The sequence below is a fragment of the Halodesulfovibrio aestuarii DSM 17919 = ATCC 29578 genome, assembly GCF_000384815.1.
Taxonomy (GTDB): Bacteria; Desulfobacterota; Desulfovibrionia; order Desulfovibrionales; family Desulfovibrionaceae; genus Halodesulfovibrio; species Halodesulfovibrio aestuarii.
In genome coordinates this window covers 299627-316998 of sequence record NZ_ARQF01000019.1, presented here as the reverse complement: position 1 = coordinate 316998, position 17372 = coordinate 299627, and the positions used below count along the sequence as shown (strand labels likewise).

The 17372-nt window shown below is 45.3% G+C and carries 13 protein-coding genes; 2 read left to right on the top strand and 11 right to left on the bottom strand.

Going from position 1 to position 17372, the window contains the following annotated elements; translation table 11 throughout:
- Positions 1-63: 63 nt before the first annotated feature.
- From F461_RS0105375 to F461_RS0105360, 4 genes are all read right to left on the bottom strand, one after another.
- Positions 64-729 (bottom strand): response regulator, encoded by a 666-nt coding sequence (locus tag F461_RS0105375; RefSeq protein ID WP_020000128.1) that lies wholly within the window; start codon positions 727-729, stop codon positions 64-66.
- 169 nt (positions 730-898) lie between these two features.
- On the bottom strand, positions 899-1501 hold the full coding sequence (locus F461_RS18540) for a TetR/AcrR family transcriptional regulator (protein WP_073021019.1): 603 nt from the start codon (positions 1499-1501) through the stop codon (positions 899-901).
- A 407-nt stretch (positions 1502-1908) separates the two neighbouring features.
- Positions 1909-2244, bottom strand: coding sequence for an AzlD domain-containing protein (locus tag F461_RS0105365; RefSeq protein ID WP_020000126.1), 336 nt, complete (start codon positions 2242-2244; stop codon positions 1909-1911).
- Positions 2217-2960 carry an AzlC family ABC transporter permease gene (locus F461_RS0105360; RefSeq protein ID WP_020000125.1) on the bottom strand — a complete coding sequence of 248 codons (744 nt, stop codon included), beginning with the start codon at positions 2958-2960 and terminating at the stop codon, positions 2217-2219. The genes F461_RS0105365 and F461_RS0105360 overlap by 28 nt, the downstream gene beginning before the upstream one ends.
- A gap of 122 nt (positions 2961-3082) precedes the next feature.
- On the opposite strand from F461_RS0105360, the gene F461_RS0105355 reads away from it, so the two are divergent.
- Entirely contained in the window at positions 3083-4525 is a 1443-nt protein-coding gene (locus F461_RS0105355) for an aminotransferase-like domain-containing protein (protein ID WP_020000124.1), read from the top strand.
- A 77-nt stretch (positions 4526-4602) separates the two neighbouring features.
- Here the strand turns inward: F461_RS0105355 and F461_RS0105350 are convergent, their stop codons facing one another.
- The 6 genes from F461_RS0105350 to F461_RS0105325 all read right to left on the bottom strand — a co-directional run bounded on the left by F461_RS0105350 (position 4603) and on the right by F461_RS0105325 (position 12848).
- A complete protein-coding gene (locus F461_RS0105350; RefSeq protein ID WP_020000123.1) occupies positions 4603-6732 on the bottom strand; it encodes a methyl-accepting chemotaxis protein in 2130 nt (709 codons plus the stop codon).
- 499 nt (positions 6733-7231) lie between these two features.
- Positions 7232-8239 (bottom strand): ABC transporter ATP-binding protein, encoded by a 1008-nt coding sequence (locus F461_RS0105345; protein WP_020000122.1) that lies wholly within the window; start codon positions 8237-8239, stop codon positions 7232-7234.
- Between the two features lie 21 nt (positions 8240-8260).
- Positions 8261-9226, bottom strand: a complete 966-nt coding sequence (locus F461_RS0105340; protein ID WP_020000121.1) for an ABC transporter ATP-binding protein — start codon at positions 9224-9226, stop codon at positions 8261-8263.
- Positions 9223-10146 (bottom strand): ABC transporter permease, encoded by a 924-nt coding sequence (locus F461_RS0105335; RefSeq protein WP_020000120.1) that lies wholly within the window; start codon positions 10144-10146, stop codon positions 9223-9225. The genes F461_RS0105340 and F461_RS0105335 overlap by 4 nt, the downstream gene beginning before the upstream one ends.
- 16 nt (positions 10147-10162) lie before the next feature.
- Complete coding sequence (locus F461_RS0105330; protein ID WP_020000119.1) at positions 10163-11137, bottom strand: ABC transporter permease; 975 nt, start codon at positions 11135-11137, stop codon at positions 10163-10165.
- 139 nt (positions 11138-11276) lie between these two features.
- Complete coding sequence (locus F461_RS0105325; protein WP_020000118.1) at positions 11277-12848, bottom strand: ABC transporter substrate-binding protein; 1572 nt, start codon at positions 12846-12848, stop codon at positions 11277-11279.
- Between the two features lie 196 nt (positions 12849-13044).
- On the opposite strand from F461_RS0105325, the gene F461_RS17165 reads away from it, so the two are divergent.
- Positions 13045-14208 carry a M20 family metallopeptidase gene (locus F461_RS17165; RefSeq protein ID WP_162139285.1) on the top strand — a complete coding sequence of 388 codons (1164 nt, stop codon included), beginning with the start codon at positions 13045-13047 and terminating at the stop codon, positions 14206-14208.
- A gap of 405 nt (positions 14209-14613) precedes the next feature.
- Here F461_RS17165 and hpsG read toward each other — a convergent pair whose 3' ends face one another.
- Complete coding sequence (hpsG, locus tag F461_RS0105315; RefSeq protein WP_020000116.1) at positions 14614-17094, bottom strand: (2S)-3-sulfopropanediol dehydratase; 2481 nt, start codon at positions 17092-17094, stop codon at positions 14614-14616.
- Between the last annotated feature and the right edge of the window lie 278 nt (positions 17095-17372).

The window sequence follows — 17372 nt, the reverse complement described above, 5'->3', positions numbered from 1 at the left end:
TTTTTATGCCTAACAAAAAGCCCCGCTACGTATTACGTAGCGGGGCTTTTTGTTAGTAGACAGCTAAGAAAGAGAAGATAATCCCTTGCGGAGAGCATATAGTGTTGCTTGCACTCTGTTGGACAAGTGCAGCTTTGTAAGAATATTGTTCATATGTGTGCTCACAGTTGCTTCACTGACTGTGAGTTCATCGGCAATACTTTTGTTTCCTTTTCCTTCTGCAACTAGTTGAAGAATTTCGACCTCTCTAGGGGTAAGGGGGTGTGGTTCTGTGTGTTTATGCTCACCCGGAGAGGCAATAAGGGAAAGGGCTTCAAGAGCAATAGAAGGCGTAAAGGCAGGTTCACCTCTTTGAACTTTACAAATGTTTTGTGTGAGTTCGGTTAGTGATATGTCCTTGAGCAGGTATCCCATTGCGCCAGACTTAATTGCTGAAAAAACAGTATCACCTTCAGTCTTATGTGTAAGAATAATAATTTTACTGGTGAGATTGCTTTTTTTAATTTCCAGACTTGTTTGTATCCCGTTCATCACGGGCATGCCAATATTCATTAAAATGATGTCCGGTAGTAAGTGTCTCGCTTTTGAAAGTGCTTCGTTACCGTTTGAAGCTTCACCGACAACAGTTACTTCAGAAGTTGATGAAAGGCCTTCTCGTAGGCCAATCCGAAATATTTCGTGATTATCGACTACCAGAACCCGAATCGGTTTTTTAGGGCTGTTTTTCATTGTTCATCCAGATAATTTAGAGAAAAGATAAGGTGTGTATCATCCATCAGTGTTGCTGGGCAGGGTATTCGGTCAGTGATGAATACAATGTGAAGGACCCGGAAAGAGAGTTTCTTCAGCCCAATATAAGCAGTGGTCGTGCTGCGTTACGAGTTATGTCTTGATCTGGTTATAATGCCAGTCCGTGTAAATATATATTGAGTAGCTCACTAGCATCATCTTCAGCTGACTCATTTGCTTTGGAAAAAATTTTTCGAAACATTACTCTGTCTATTGAATCAATAAAAAATAGTGCAACTTTTTCTGTGTCCATCGGGCGGAGTAAGTTTTGGGTTACTCCGTCCTCAAATGTTTGAGCAAAAATGTGGACCATTTCCCAATATATTGAGCTGGTATCGTTGATGACTTTTTCAAAAAGAGTAAGCCAAACGATTTTTAGTTCATAAAATAAGGCTCTATTTTGCTCTGTATGGCGAGTGGTTTCAGAAATATATTGTTGTAGCTTCTCTACAGGGCTGATGTTTTTAGTAAAAATTTTTAGTACTTCATCATGCAATGGTTTAAAACAATAGTCTGCAACAGAAAGTAGAAGGTCGTTTTTATTTTTGAAGTAAAGGTACAAAGTTCCTTTAGCTATTCCAGCATGTTCTGCAACTTTATCCATAGTAAAATTCTTTAAGCCGTGAGATTGCAGTATTCGGACACCACTGGCTAGAATAGTATGCCGTGTTTTTTGTTCTGTTCGTTGTTTTCTATTTAACTTGCTTTCCACTGTTCTGATGTCTTTGTAAATAAAATTTTAAGTGAATTATCATTCATGAAATGACTAACGGTCATCCCAACAATACCACTCCTACAGGATGAGTAAAAATAAAGTCAAGCTTGTCGTAGAGGTGAAATATGAAAATTTTCTATATCTCTAAACTTGTAGTACAAATTGCGCTAAATGTTTTTCTGTAGAAAGCAATATATTCTTTATAGTTTTTTGTGGAGTTATGAAGCGTAAAAAAAGCCTTACCAATTTTTGTTGGTAAGGCTTTGTGGTGCATGCGAATGGCTATTGAAAATAGATATAATTATCTAGATGAAAAAAGGATCAAACAAGATCGTGTATTTTTCCTCAATATCCATGCATTGCAACACAGCCGGTGGTGGACAATAACAGTTCGTTGAGACTGGCTACATAGCCAGAAGATAACGCCAACCGGCTATAACTACCATTCCGGTTACAATGGTTCCGAAAAAACTTTTTGTACGGATAGCAACAATGAGTACCGGAATTGCAGACCATAGATACATATTGTCGAATGAGAGGGAAAAGTTATTATTATGGATGAATAACGACGGAGCAAGTAAGGCGCTCAAAATTGCTGCCGGTACATAGCTAAGCCACTGTGTAACAACAGCTGGGAATTGTTTGTTAGAAAGAAGGGCGATGGGAAGCAATCTGGGGAGGTAGGTTACGACCATCATACCGACTATTGTAACTAAGATTGTTTCTTGCGAATATTGCATAAAAATACTCCTGCTGTTGCGCCGATAATAGAGGCTATAATTACACAGAGTTGCTCAGCACCTGCCAGATATAAACCAATAGCTGCTCCAGCAGAAACAAGTGCTACGATTGCGTGCATGTTGGATTTTACCTGCCAGATCAGCAGTACCATGAACATGGCTGGTAGTGCATAATCAAAGCCGAGCGGTTTTATGTTGGTAATAAGGTGCGATCCACAGACCCCAAGTAGTGTACCGGCTGTCCAGCAAAAATGTGCGATACAGTTAACTGTAACAGCCTGTGTTTCCCCGAAATTATTTCTGTCTATATTTGCCATGTGTATGGCAAAGCTTTCGTCAATCAGTTGGAAACCGAATAACAGCTTACGGGATAGCGATATTTTGGAAAGATGTGGTGCTATGGCTGCGGACATAAGTAAATGCCGGAGGTTTACAATAAAGGTTGTGATGACAATTGTAATTGGCGACATGGATGCCGCAAACAGACTGACTGCAACGAACTGGGATGACCCCGCAAAAACAAGAAATGACATGAGTACGGTCAGATGGCCCGGAAGTCCGTTTTTTGTGGCAAGTACACCAAAGGTAAATCCTACGGGAATAAACCCGACGATGATCGGGAGAGCTTGTTTGAACCCATCTATTATACCGGAGCGAAGAGCACTCTTGTTATAATCGGTGGGTGTGGCTGTGGTTTCAATTGCTTCACTTTGCATCTCATATTCCTTCTTATGCGTTTCAATCTTCTTGAATTGAAACATGAAATCTGACAACATAACAGATGCAGTTTTTACAAAAAACGATAAGTACAGATTACGAGTAACAGACAGGTGCAACTATGCAGGTGGTTTCAAAGGATTTTAAGTACCAGAGTTTAGAGCATTATTTGATCGACATGATCAACTCCGGCCGGTTTCATGTCGGGGAAAAACTTCCCTCATTGCGCGACGTCAGCCAAAAAATGCATGTCTCACTTGCAACTGTAACTCATGCGTATATGGAGTTGGAAAAAAAAGGTGTGATTGAAGCAAGACCCCGCTCAGGCTACTATGTGCGGCAGAAAGTTGCTCCTTTACCTATTCCGGATTCGCCAGAGCATGATGTGCAGATGGGAAAGTTAAGCAGGACGCAGCTCATTCAGACAGTACTTGGTATTGTTGGGGAAAAAGGAATGCTGCCATTCGGCTGTATCTGCGCGGATAGCTCTTTACTCCCGCATAAGGCGCTGGCTCGAATAATGAACTCTGTTCTTAGGACATATGGACAGGACGTTATGGGCTATGAGTCTATTCAAGGTAATTCATTGCTACGCAAGCAGGTTGGCTGGAGAATGCAGGAGCATGGCTGCAAGGTAACAGGCAATGATGTTCTGGTAACATTTGGAGCTATGGAAGCATTGTATCTGGCTCTGCGCTCCACGACACGCCCCGGGGACAATGTAGTCATTCAGTCGCCGACCTATTTTTGTTTCCTTCAGTTGCTGGAAAATCTCGGGCTTAGAGCTATTGAAGTAGCCTCCTGTCCGACTAATGGTATTTCCCCACGTGATTTGGATAGAGCTTTTTCCCGCTTTGATATTGCAGCATGTATTCTTGCGCCTAACTTTAACAATCCTGACGGTGCTCTTATTCCAGACACAGTGAAGCAGGAGATAGTAACACTTTGTGAGTCTTACAAGGTCCCGTTGATTGAAGACGATGTTTCCGGTGATCTGTATTGTGATGCGGATGGCCGCCCGCGTCCTCTTAAGTCTTTTGATTCAAAAGGAAATGTTATTCACTGTTCTTCTTTTTCAAAAACAATTTCCCCCGGTTTTCGTGTCGGCTATATGATTCCGGGTAAGAAGATGAACAAGGCTTTGGAAATTAAGGCAACAACAAATGTTTCTTGTTCAACGCCTACACAGTTAGCTATCGGGAAATATCTTGAAGAAGGGCTATACGACAGGCATCTGCGGAAATTACGTACGAGCATCTGTAACCAGAGGACGATGATGCAGCAGTACCTTCCGGAATATTTTCCCGAAGGAACGAGAGCAACACAGCCTAAAGGTGGCGGTGTCTTATGGGTAGAACTGCCTAAGAACGTGGATGGAACAAAATTATTTTTTGATGTGAAAAAGCATAATATCAGCATTGCACCGGGAGCAATTTTTTCTACCAGCGAAAGTTTTTCCAACTTTATCCGGCTCTCCTGTGTAGGGTTCTGGAATGATGCAATGCGAGCGGGTCTGGAAACAATCGGGCGTCTTGCAAACGAGCAGGTTGAGCAGAAGCCTTAACCGATCTTTCCCTCTGATCTTATTTAATAAAAAAGCCCCTGTCTGCAGATATTGCGGACAGGGGCTTTGTCTTTGGGCTATCCTTTTTGCAGGGAATGCATCATATTTTTGAGAGAATCAGAAACATCTGAAAGAGTGTTAACTGACAGTTCTGCTTCTTGCATTTTTTCTGCGGTGATTGTGGAAATGTGATTAATGTCTTCGATTGCCTGTGTAATCTCTTCGCTGGCGGCTGACTGTTGTTCGGCTGCTGTTGCAATCGCTCTTACCTGATCGGTTGCAGGAGTAACTTTAGCGACAATACGTCCGAATGCGTCACCGGATTCTGTTACAAGCTTAGTTGCATTTTCAACAGCATTGGCGGTGTTGGTCATTGCTTCAATGTTCTGATGCGTTCCAGACTGGATTGTTTGAATTGCGTTGCCCACACGGCTGGTTGCGTCCATGGTATTTTCTGCGAGTTTTCGTACTTCATCAGCAACTACTGCGAATCCACGTCCCGCATCACCGGCCCGTGCAGCTTCAATTGCTGCGTTCAACGCCAGCAGGTTTGTCTGGTCTGCAATGTCGCTGATAACATTGAGAATATCGCTGATGGATTCAACCTGCCCGCCTAATTTTCCCATTTCATCTTTGAGATGTTCACTGAGTGAGTAGACATTTTGAATCGTAGAAACAGATTCTCCAACAACCTCAAGGCCGGATTGTGCTTCGTGGTATACAGCCTCGACACTGGTTGCCGCTTCGGAAGCATTTCGTGCAACTTCCAGAATGGTGCTGTTCATTTCTTCCATGGCGGTTGCTGTTTCACTGTTTCGTGAATTTTGCTGCTCAACGCCTTCAGAGGTGGTGCGTACCTGTGTATCAAGCTCAGAAGAAACATTTGTCAGGTTGTCTACGAGTACTTCCAGCTGACCGGCAGCAGCAAGCTGACCATTACGATGCGCTTTGGCAGCTTCCTCCTGTGCCTGTTCTGCTTTGGCTGTAGCACGTTCAGCTTCCTCAGAGCGAAGCTGGACTTCCTTCATATTTTCATCAATTTCTTCCATGTTTTTCTGAAGAGTACTTGCCATGCTGTTTACAGCGTTCTGCATTTCAGCGATTTCATCTTGTCCTTTTGGATGACAGCGAACAGTAAGATCACCTTCAGCAATTTTGGAAATAACAGAGGACGTTTCTATTATTGGACGAGAAATGAGCCCAACAAGGTAGAAGATACCTGCGAGTGCAATCAAAATGCCTGCAACTCCGGTTATGATAAGAGTGTTCGTAATCTCGTTTGCATTTGCTAGAACAATATCCATTGGAACAGCCAAAGACACAACCCAGTTCTTTTTGGCGTTGCCTAATGTTACAGGTACCAGCACACGTAATTCTTCAGCTGTTTCACTAACAGAGATCTCACCATGCATTGCTTTTTGCAAGAGTGGTGCACCTCCTTGGACGGATGACGCGAAAGATTTACCAAACAGCTCAGGCAGTCGAGTTGCGGCCTGAATAGTTCCGTCAGAGGCAATTAAGCTCATGGTGCAGTTGCCGTTAAATGCAGAGATATTATTAACAATACCAGTTAAAAAATCAGCGGATAAATCGACTCCGACAACACCGATAACGTTATTATCAACGATAACCGGTACGGAAAGGCTGGAAACGCTGAATTTTAAACCGGAATTGCTGGTGTATTCTGTTACAACCGTCGCAGATTCTTCACGGGTGTCGCGGCTATACGTGTACCATGTCCCGTTTAAGGTGCTACATGGTGCTAATGTCATTGTTCCGTCCGGCTTGCTCCAATACGGGACAAACCTGCCGTCAGGACTGCTGAATTTACCGTCATCTGTATATTGGCTGTCTCTTCCGTCAAATTTCATGGACTCAGTTGCCATCCAGACACCGTAGAGTCGATTTTGTTTTAGCGCGATTTGTTTCATAATAGCCGAGAGATGGTCACGATCTGGTCTATCAGAGAAGGCTTTTATGCCTTCAACTGTGTTTGCCAGAGTACGGGCTGTTGCGAAACCTTCATCAAATTCTCGTTTAACGAGTGATGCCTGTTTTTCTGCAGCATCTTGTGTCATCACACGGGCAGTTTCTATAGCTGCTGTCCGTGTAAAATTAATGGATACAGCCAGCAAGGCCCCTATGAATACTATTGAACAGCATGAAATAATTAAAAGAAGTTTCACTTTAAGAGATTTAAACTTCATCCCCCCCTCCCGTTGATGATTTTTGTGTATAGCACAAGACTAAGGCTATTTTAATGAAGCAATATGACAGGAATGAAATAGCATTATGTTTTAAAATGCTATAACGGTGTTTTTTCATATTGTTGTCTTGCCTTATTAATGCTTTTCGGTGGATTCCCTCTTTTACTTTAAGGAGCAGGGTGTGCTTTTACATTTTTAAGTGTGTACTATGTAAGAAAATGAAAAAAGCTTTTTACAGTTCTGATATGGGGAGTTGAAGAGTATTGTGTTAATGTAGTAATAAGGAATAGGTGTAGTAAGTTGTAAAAATGTATTAATAGTACTTTTACTAATGGTTAAGAGTGTACCCGTACGCAAAAATATCGTTTTTAAAAAAGAATATTTGTTGTGCGCTATAGTTAATAGTCTATTTTTGCATGAATAGATTGCTGTATAAAAAAACGGCTCTGTTTTAACAGAGCCGTTTTTTTATACAGCAATCACATGATAGATGGTAATGTTATGGCATGGTGGTCAAGTGGCAACATACTCTACGCCCCGGTGCTACCTCTGTATCTACCGGTTTTTCAGTTTTACAGATGTCCATGACGCGTGGGCAACGCGGATGGAAATGACATCCGGAAGGCGGGTCAAGTGGAGAAGGAATTTCCCCCTCGAGAGGGGTGAAATCAACCCCGCGACGGTCAAGGCGCGGTACTTCATTCAGCAGCGCTTTGGTGTACGGGTGGAACGGGTTATTGAAAATATCGTCTACTGACGCAACTTCAACGACGCGTCCAAGATACATAACCGCAATTCTATCGGAAATGTGTTCTACCACACCGAGATCATGGCTGATGAATAAACATGTCAGGTTTAACTCGTTACGCAGTTCCATGAACAGGTTTAAAATTTGTGCCTGAATGGATACATCGAGCGCTGCAACAGATTCATCACAGACAAGACATTCCGGCTGCACAGCCATTGCGCGGGCAATGCCGATGCGCTGGCGCTGACCGCCTGAGAACTGGTGCGGATAGCGGTGCGTGTACGATGGATCAAGTCCACAGCGCAGCATTACTTTCGCAAGGTAGTCATTGAGTTCTGAAGAAGTAGTCAGCTTATGGAACAGAGGTGCCTCACCGATAATTTTACGAACGCGCTTGCGCGGGTTGAGTGACGCAAACGGATCCTGAAAAATCATTTGTACGTTAACGTTGTACTCTTTAAGGGCTTGTCCTTTCAGCGTATCAACATCTTGTCCCTTGTAATAAATTTTTCCCTCACTGCGTGGAAGAATACCGCACAGCATTCTGCCAAGAGTGGATTTACCACAACCGGATTCCCCTACAAGCCCGAGGACTTCTCCCGGCATTACGGAGAGATCTACGGAATCTACTGCCTGTACCCGTTCCTCACGCATGTTGGAACCAAGGGAACGGGCAATACGTCCGGCAAAGTCGAGCTTTTTGACAAAAGCACGGCTTAATCCTTCACATTGAAGATATGGTGTATTGTTTTCGTTCATAAAACGTTTCCAGTGCATGAGTTACAGGTTTGGGTGGAAGCAGCAGACACGGCGTCCGTCGGCTAGATCTGTTACAGGTGGTTCGCTTAAACATGCACTCGTCGCCTTAGGGCAGCGCATGCGGAAGGAACAGCCTTCAGGTAGATTTATAAGAGACGGAGTCATTCCCGGTATCTGATAGAGCGGTTTTCCTCGGTGATTGCGGCTTGGTACAGAACCCACAAGGCCTTCCGTATACGGGTGCAGCGGGTGATCTAAGACAGCTTCGACAGTGCCTTCCTCAATAATCTTTCCTGCGTACATAACTGCTACGCGGTTTGCCAGTCCCGCAATAACGGTAAGGTCATGTGTAATCCACATGAGTGACATGTCTGTTTTGCGGCAAAGTTGCTGCATTTCAGATAGAATCTGACTCTGAATTGTTACGTCCAGCGCAGTTGTGGGTTCGTCTGCAATTATGAGGTCTGGGCGATTCAGCAGACCGGTTGCAATGGCAACACGCTGGCGCATACCGCCGGAAAACTGATGGGGGTACGCTTTAACGCGTTCTTCAGGAGAAGGAATGCCTACCATTGCCAGTGCTTCAACTGCACGCTTTCGCGCTTCTTTTTTGCTGACTGTTTTATGGCATCGCACTGCTTCGATCATTTGTGTGTCTATGCGAAGGACAGGGTTCAGGGTCATCATCGGGTCTTGAAATATCATCGCAACGTTGTTTCCACGGAAATTTCGCCATTCATCAACTGTCTGTGTCAGCAGTTCACGACCTTTAAATTTTATAGATCCGGCAACGACTCGCCCCGGTTCATCCACAAGTCCCATAATGGAAAACCCAGTTACGGACTTGCCGCTGCCGGATTCTCCAACAATACCCACAACCTCTCCTTTCTCAATGGTGAGGGAAATGCCGTTAACAGCTTTTGCTACACCGGCACGGGTGAAGAAGTGTGTTTTAAGATTGCTGATTTCAAGTAGTGGAGTGCTCATCGTTTTAACCTCGGGTTCAGGACATCACGTAATCTGTCACCAACAAGGTTGATGCTTACAATAAGGATAAGCAGGGCAACGCCCGGATAAAAGCTAATCCAGTAGTACCCGCTTTGCAGGTACTTGAAACCGTTCGAAATAAGCAGACCCAAAGATGGCTCGGTGATAGGCATACCGAGTCCAAGGAAGGAGAGGGTTGCTTCAAGCGCAATGGCACTCGCGACTTTTACGGTTGAGATTACAATGAGCTCAGGGGTGCAGTTGGGTAATACATGTGAGAACATGATCCTGCGTTGTGGTAAAGCAAGGCACTTCGCCGCTTCAACATACTCCTTACCCCGTTCAACAAGAACGTTGGAACGGATAGCACGCGCGTAGTAAGCCCACTGTACAAGAATCAGTGCGAGAATGATTTTATCAACCCCTTTACCGAGAATAGCCAGCAGGATGAGTGCCACAAGAATAGCCGGAAAGCTGAGCTGTAAGTCAACAATACGCATGATGATGGCGTCAGTTTTTCCACCGACATAGGCGGCCCAAAGACCGATAATTGCACCGATAACAAGTGCCACCAGTGTTGAGACAACACCTACGCCGAGAGAAATACGCAATCCGTAAAGGATGGAACTGAACATGTCCCGCCCTTGGGTGTCAGTACCGAGCCAGTACGAAATTGATCCGTCAAATGAAGTGGAACCCGGAGCGAGCTTGCCGTCCATAATGTCAATGGACATAAGGTCGTACGGATTCTGCGGGGCAATGTAGGGTGCTAAAAGTGCAACGCCGACCATAAAAAGGAGAATGACCAGACCCAGTGCAGCCACGCGGTTTTCAAAAAATTCTTTTACTGCCTGCAGGAACAGAGATTCGTCTTGAACCGCTGGATCCTGAGGAATAGCTTCAGTTGTATTTTCTGCCATGTCAGATTCCTTGCGGTTATCGTTCCTGACCGAGGCGTACGCGCGGGTCAAGAATGGAATACAGAATGTCCACAATCAGGTTAATGATGATGAACATTGTTACAGTGATCAGCAGGTAGGCAACGATAATGGGACGATCTAGTACGCCGATGGAGTCGATAACCAGCTTACCCATTCCCGGCCATGCAAATATGGTTTCGGTAACAACAGCGAAGGCGATAAGACTGCCGAACTCCATACCGAGAACTGTGACAACAGGAATCATGATGTTTTTCATAACATGCAGTCCGATAACGCGGGTTTCCGGCAAACCTTTTGCGCGGGCAAATTTAACATAGTCCATCTGCATGTTTTCCTGCACACCGGCGCGGGTAAGGCGGATGGCAAGAGACGTTTTAAAGAGGGCGAGGTTGGTGGCTGGCAAAATAAGATGCGCAAGACCGCCAAGTGTCAGGAAGCTTACCGGTATACCTAACAACATAACCGTTTCACCCCGACCTCCCGAGGGCAGCCAGTTTAGATGCACTGAAAATATGATAATAAGCATAAGCCCTACCCAGAATGTAGGAAGGCTGAAACCAAGAATTGAGAAACGCATAATGTTACGTCCAATCCAGTGGTTTGCTTTCATACCGGCGACCATACCGAGCGGAATACCAAAAATTACAGCGATAAGCATAGCAGCAAACGCAAGTTCCAGTGTCGCCGGAAGCCGATCAAGAATAACCTTGAGTGCCGGTTCGTTGTACACAAAGGAGTTGCCAAAATCGCCATGCAGTGCACCTTTCAGGAAGATTCCGTACTGTTCCCACAGTGGTTTATCCAGTCCGAGGTCATGGACAGCACGTGCGTATTCAGCCGGTGATGCATCAGGTGCAATCAGAATGTCGATAGGGTTACCGATGTAGAATACCCCCACGAAAACCAATAGGGACATAACGAGCAGAACGACAGCGCTCTGCGAAATGCGACGTATCAGGAAAGCGAGCATAAAAGATGACGCTCCAAAGAAGCCAAAAGGAATATAACAGGCTGAAGGGGCGTGATGTCCACGCCCCTTCAGATTTAGAACAATAAGAGTAACTTGTTCTCAGCGACAGCTATGCCACGGTGCAAGTTAACCTAACGTGCTAATCAGCAACGCTTATAGCACGTGGAAGAGTGTAACCGTCAGTACGACCTTTGTAATTCAGGTCTTTTTTCATTGCCCATACGTTTACCTGATAGTGGATAGGCACGATACCAACATCACCCAGCCCAAGTTCAACAGCCTCTACGAGCAGTTCATTATGCTTTTTAGGTTCAACTGTAACGAGTGCTTCTTCAAGCAGCTGATCAACTTTTGGATTGGAGTAACGACCACGGTTTGAAGAACCGAAGCCTTTGTCTTTATCGTAGGTATGGAGCAGCGCGCTGAGGCAGTTAGAGTGCTCTCCGGTGTCTGTAGCCCAGCCAACGAGCATCAGGCTGAATTCCAGTTTAGAAGCTTTGCCGAAGTATACGCTCTTTGGCATGGTGTTTACTTCGGTTTTAATGCCAACTTTAGTAAGCATCTGTGCAATTGCCTGTGTAATATCGCCATCGTTTACGTAACGGTCATTAGGGCCGTGAATGGTTATTTTGAACCCATCAGGGTAGCCGGCTTCAGCAAGCAGAGCTTTAGCGCCTTTAGGGTCGTATGCTTCAGGTTTTAGTGTTGTACTGGTGCCTTCGTAACCGTCGGGGAGCATCTGAGCAGCAGGAACAGCAAGACCGTCCATAATGCGTGCAGCAATGGCTTTACGGTTAATTGCTTTTGAAATTGCCTTACGTACCCGTACGTCTTTCAATGGGTTTTTTATTTTGTTACCGTCGTTGTCGGTGACCATAGGAGTGTCATCGCGGTCAGAATCAAGGTGCAGGTAGATGAGACGGGTGGAAGGAGATTTTGCAAGGGTGAGCTTAGCGTCTTTGGAAAGATGTGCCACGTCTGCCGGCGGAACAAAGTTGATGAGATCAACATCACCGGACTTGAGTGCAGCAACTCGGGTGCCGTCGTTGGTAATAGGCTTGGCAATGATGGTTTCCCAAGGCTGTTTTTCACCCCAGTAGGTATCGTTACGTTTGTAGATAATGGAGTCACCGCGTTTCCATTCAACCAGCATGTACGGGCCGGTGCCGATAGCTGCTTTACCGGAGTTAAAGTCAGCAGTAGTAGCTCCTTCTCCATATTTTTTGGAAATAATGTTGAAGGTCGCCAAGTTGCGCGGAAGAAGAGGTGCCGGGCCATCAGTGTGGAAACGGATGGTGAGCGGGTCTACAATTTCAATCTTTTTAATGGCATTAACCATGCCCGTGAAAGAGGAAGGGCTGTTAGGAACAGTAGGGATACGTTCGATAGTAAATTTTACGTCTTCTGCCGTAAACGGAGATCCATCGTGGAATGTAACATCTTTGCGGAGTTTAAACTCCCAGACGTTGTCGCTCACAGGAGTCCAGGAAACAGCGAGCCCCGGCATGAGTTTCTGACGTGAATCTTGACGGATAAGTTTGTCGAAAACATAAATTGCTTGTTCGTTGTTTGCTGTTACGTTGTGGAAGTGTGGATCAAGAGACGTAGGTTCGCCTTTTAAACCGATGGTCAGTGTCTGAGCAAATGCGCCGGAAGCGCACGCGAGCAGCAGTATGCAGACGGTGACAAGAGCCATAAATTTATTACGCATAAATTTCTCCTTGCTTGTTAGTCTCACTCAAAATCGAGTGACTATACGGAAAATAAGCTTGATAATCAAGAAATCTTAAATAACTCAGCGTAACTCAAAGATTTTTTTAGCAGTAAAAGCTAACTCTTCCTGACATTTTCTACAATAAAAAGTAAGTTATGTCTTGATGAAAATAGAAAAAAGTAAGGTATTAAAAGTGATTAACAAAGTACGAGAGTTTATTGGCGAGCATGAACAAGAAATGGTTTCACTGCTTAAAAGATTAGTCGAAATAAATAGCTATACTGGCAACAAAAAGGGGGTCGATGCCGTTGCCTCGGTTATTCAGGAAGAGTGCGAAGCAATGGGCTTGCATGTTCGGCGGGAATTTTGCGAAAAGGTCGGCGATAACCTTGTCATTGAAACACCGCTTCATAAGGAAGGGAAGAAAGGCATTCTTTTATGCGGGCATATGGATACCGTTTTTCCTCCTGAATTAGGGTTCGATAGCTTCACACAGGATGGAACCTACTATTACGGTCCTGGTGTGGCAGATATGAAATGCGGACTTGTTGAGGGGCTCTATGTTTTGAAGGCGCTTGATGCGTTGGGGCTGTTGCAGGCTATGTCTATAGTGATGATCTGCAATTCTGATGAAGAGATTGGCTCAATCAATTCTTCTGACCTAATTCTTAAAGAAGCTGAAAACAGTTTAGTTGGATTTGTTCTCGAATCTACCAAAGCAGGCGGGGAACTCGTTATTGGCAGAAAAGGGCGCATGACCTTTGAACTGGAAGTGACCGGAAAGGCCGCTCATGCAGGAAGTGTCGGGGCAGACAAAGCAAGCGCAATTCTTGAGCTTGCGCAGCAAGTGCAGGCATACGAAAAACTTAACAATCCTGCGGAAGGAACAAGTGTAAATGTTGGGAAAATAGAAGGCGGTGTAGGCGCTAATACTGTAGCTGAAAAAGCCCGTGCAATTGTCGAATTCCGGTACACGCAAAAAGATTGTGGCGACAAGGTATGGGAAACTGTGCAGAAGCTTGCTGCAGAGCCGTACACAAAAGGGACATCCTGTGTTGTAAGAGCAATAACAGCACGTCCTTCAATGGTGACAAACGATGCAATACTCGGACTTTACAAAATGATCGAGGAGATAGGCATTGACTTTGGGTTTGATATCCAATGCGCCCAGTGCGGCGGTGGTTCCGATGCAAACTTTATTTCGCAGCTGGGTATTCCGGTAATCGACGGCCTCGGTCCAATTGGCGGTAATTTGCATTCTGTAGATGAATATCTTGTGGCCAGCACCGTTCCTGAACGGGCTATTTTGACAACGCTCGTTGTCGTTAAAGCCTGGGAACAGTATTGCTGCAACTAGCATCCTTTATGGTGCTTCCTGTCACCGGCTACGTAGGTTCACGGGGGCAGATGATTCTGGTTGAAATAAGGTTCTCTGGTCGTGAGAGACAAAAAATCAACTACGCAACAGGTTGCAGTGGTTGATTTTTTCACCTTTTTTTGAACGGATATTCCGACTAAACATTGCGACAGAACGTCCATAAGCAAGAGCCTCTTCGTTTCTTACGTCCAACATACAGTAACTGTAGCGGCTTGTTTACTTAGCGAGAGGCTTGGAACAGAAATTTATTGAAATAATATCCATCCACCGTTGTTCTTAAAAAGAGATAGGAACGCGGTGGCGATCCATTGTGTAATATTCGCGTAATAAAAGAGCCCCGACACCTGAGTGCGGGGCTCCTTGTATTTTATCTAGTGCGCGGTACTAAACAGTTTCGTGAGCAGTACGTGCAATGAGGTCGTTCTGGAGATCTGGGGACAGATCTACGAAGTATGCAGAGTAGCCTGCGATACGAACGATAAGGTTGCGGTATTTTTCCGGATCTTTCTGAGCAGCGATCAAGGTATCTTTGTTGATAACGTTGAACTGTACGTGCCAGAGTTTAAGGTCACAGAAAGTACGGATGAAGGATACGAGTTTGTCTGTACCTTCTTCACCTTCAACACACTTCGGAGTGAACTTGATGTTCAGCATACGAGCAGCGCGATCGCGGTGGCCGTAGTTTTTGGAAGTGTAGTTAGAAAGAAGAACTGCGGTAGGACCGTTTTTGTCAGCACCGTGAGATGCGGAAGAACCGTCAGAGAGAGCAGTCCAAGCAAGACGACCGTTAGGTGTTGCACCAACTACTTTACCGAATGGTACGTGGGAGGTGAACGGTACGTAACGTACGTCGTTGTGCATGCCGAGTTCTTTAGCGTACTTCTGGCCGTAAAGAACGTTGAGGCTGTCAACTTTGTTCGCTACTTCATCAGCGTACTCGTCGTCGTTGCCGTAGCAAGGAGCAGTCATGAGGAGCTGACGAACGTCTTCTTTGCCTTCGAAGTTGCAATCACAAGCTTCGATAACTTCTTTCATGGTAAGTTTTTTGTCTTCGAAAACGAGTTTCTTGATAGCGCAGAGGGAGTCTACGAGAGTACCAAGACCCATGTGTTCGAAGTAGCCCATGTTGATTCCTTCAGGAATCTGTGGGGTGTGCAGATCAAGACAATGCTTCATGCAGAGGTCGTGCATTGCAGAACCCATTGGCTGTGCAAAGTGTTTAGCACGAAGGTTGTTGATTACGTACTGCTGGTAGAATGCAGTTTTGAGGAAGTGGTGATGCTGTTTTTCGTAAGCATTCCAGAATTCTTCCCAAGTGTTCATTTCGAGTGGGTTGCCGGTTTCGAGACCGAGAACTTCGTCGCCATGTTTGAGCATTTTACCGTTGTGCAGAACCATTTCGAGAGCTGCTACGAAGTTAATGTAAGCACCACCGGAAGTGTAGGTGTCGCGGTTAGGCATACGTGCTTCAGTACAACCGGAAACAGCGTAGTCGTAAGCTTCAGCAAAGGTTGCACCTTTGGAAACGTAAAGAGGTACTACTTCTTCGTCGTTGATGAGTTTAGGGAAGCCGGAGCCGTCCTTAATGGTTTCAGCAACGTCAGCGAGGTAGCGCTCTGGGGAGCGGGAGTGAATACGCGCTGCAAGGTCAGGGTAGTGAAGCGGGAATTCACGTTTTGATTTAAGGAAAAGGTAAGTCAGTTCGTTAGTTGCATCGCGACCTTCTGGAGTCTGACCACCAATGGTTACAGCTTCCCAGTGAGCGTAGCCTTCGTTGAAAGCGCCACCGGTAGGGGAAACGTAGAGGTCGATGAACTGTGCCATACCAACCCAGAGGCATTCGAGGAGTTCAAGAGCCTGCTCGTCGTCGAGGATGCCAGCTTCTACGTCTGCCTGGTAGTAAGGGTAGAAGTACTGGTCCATACGGCCGTTAGATACGATGGTACCAGTTTTCTGCTCGATACGAGAGAACATCTGGGTGAACCACTGGGACTGAACAGCTTCGTGGAAAGTACGAGCTGGGTGCTCAGGAACGTGAGCACAAATTTCAGCCATTTTTTCGAGTTCAGCTTTACGTACTGGATCAGATTCTTTCTTAGCAAGTTCAGCTGCGAGCTCGGAGTGGCGACGTGCCCAAGTGATGATTGCATCACATACGATCACGATAGCTTCGAGGAAAGGTTTTTTCTCAACGTTATCGGTTGGGGAAAGCGGATCAAGAGCTTCGATTTTTTCGAGAGCTTCTGCTTTAATGCCACCGAAACCACGTTTGAGGATCTTTTCGTAGTCGTGAACCCACTGGATGGAAGAACGGAAAGAAGAAGTTTCGTTAACGATGAAACGGGAGTTAAGGCCGTCAGGATCGTCGTAAGTAAGTTTGTGAACTTCTTCAGGGAAAGATTTGTTGAGAGCTTCGTGGTAAGTTTTACCTTTCCAGTAAGGAGCGATTTCTTCAACTACCACTTTTGCATCTTCAGCAGTGATAGAGAATGGAGACTCGGTACGGTTAGGAAGGTCTTCAACTGCGATGTCAAGGAAGTCACCGTCAAGTTCAGGGTAGAGCAGACCATAACGACCTTTAACACCAGCACGACCACAAATGAGGTTGTCGTCGTCAATGTAAACAGTGATGTTTTCAGCAATGTGCTTCATTGCTTTTGCCCAACGCAGGCAGAGCATTTCACCTTCGGTCTCTTTCATGGACTCGGTGAAGTATTTAGCACGTTCAATGTCGATCATTGGACGAACGTTGTCGAAGGTTTCGAGGATCTTGAATACACGCGGGTGGGATGCGCGGTAGATATCTTCTTTGCCTTCAATTTTATCGAGCAGACGCTGTTCGTGAGGTGATACACAACAAGACATAACTGACTCCTGTGATTAGGTTCAAATTAGGTTACGCATACAAAGTGCGGCACCTGTGGTTAAAAAATGCTGCGGCCGCTGTGTGCTCAGCAGCAGGAAATTTTGATTCACTTTTATAAGGTGTGAGTCGCAGTAGTAATTCCCAGTGATCGTTGAAAAGAAACTGCTGGATGATTCACCCTTGTGATTCTCTTACAGCAAAGGTGATGCCAACGTGCTTCGAAGGAGTGCTTTTTCTCGTTGTTTAAAACAAAAAGTACTCTTTGCATGGGGGGGAT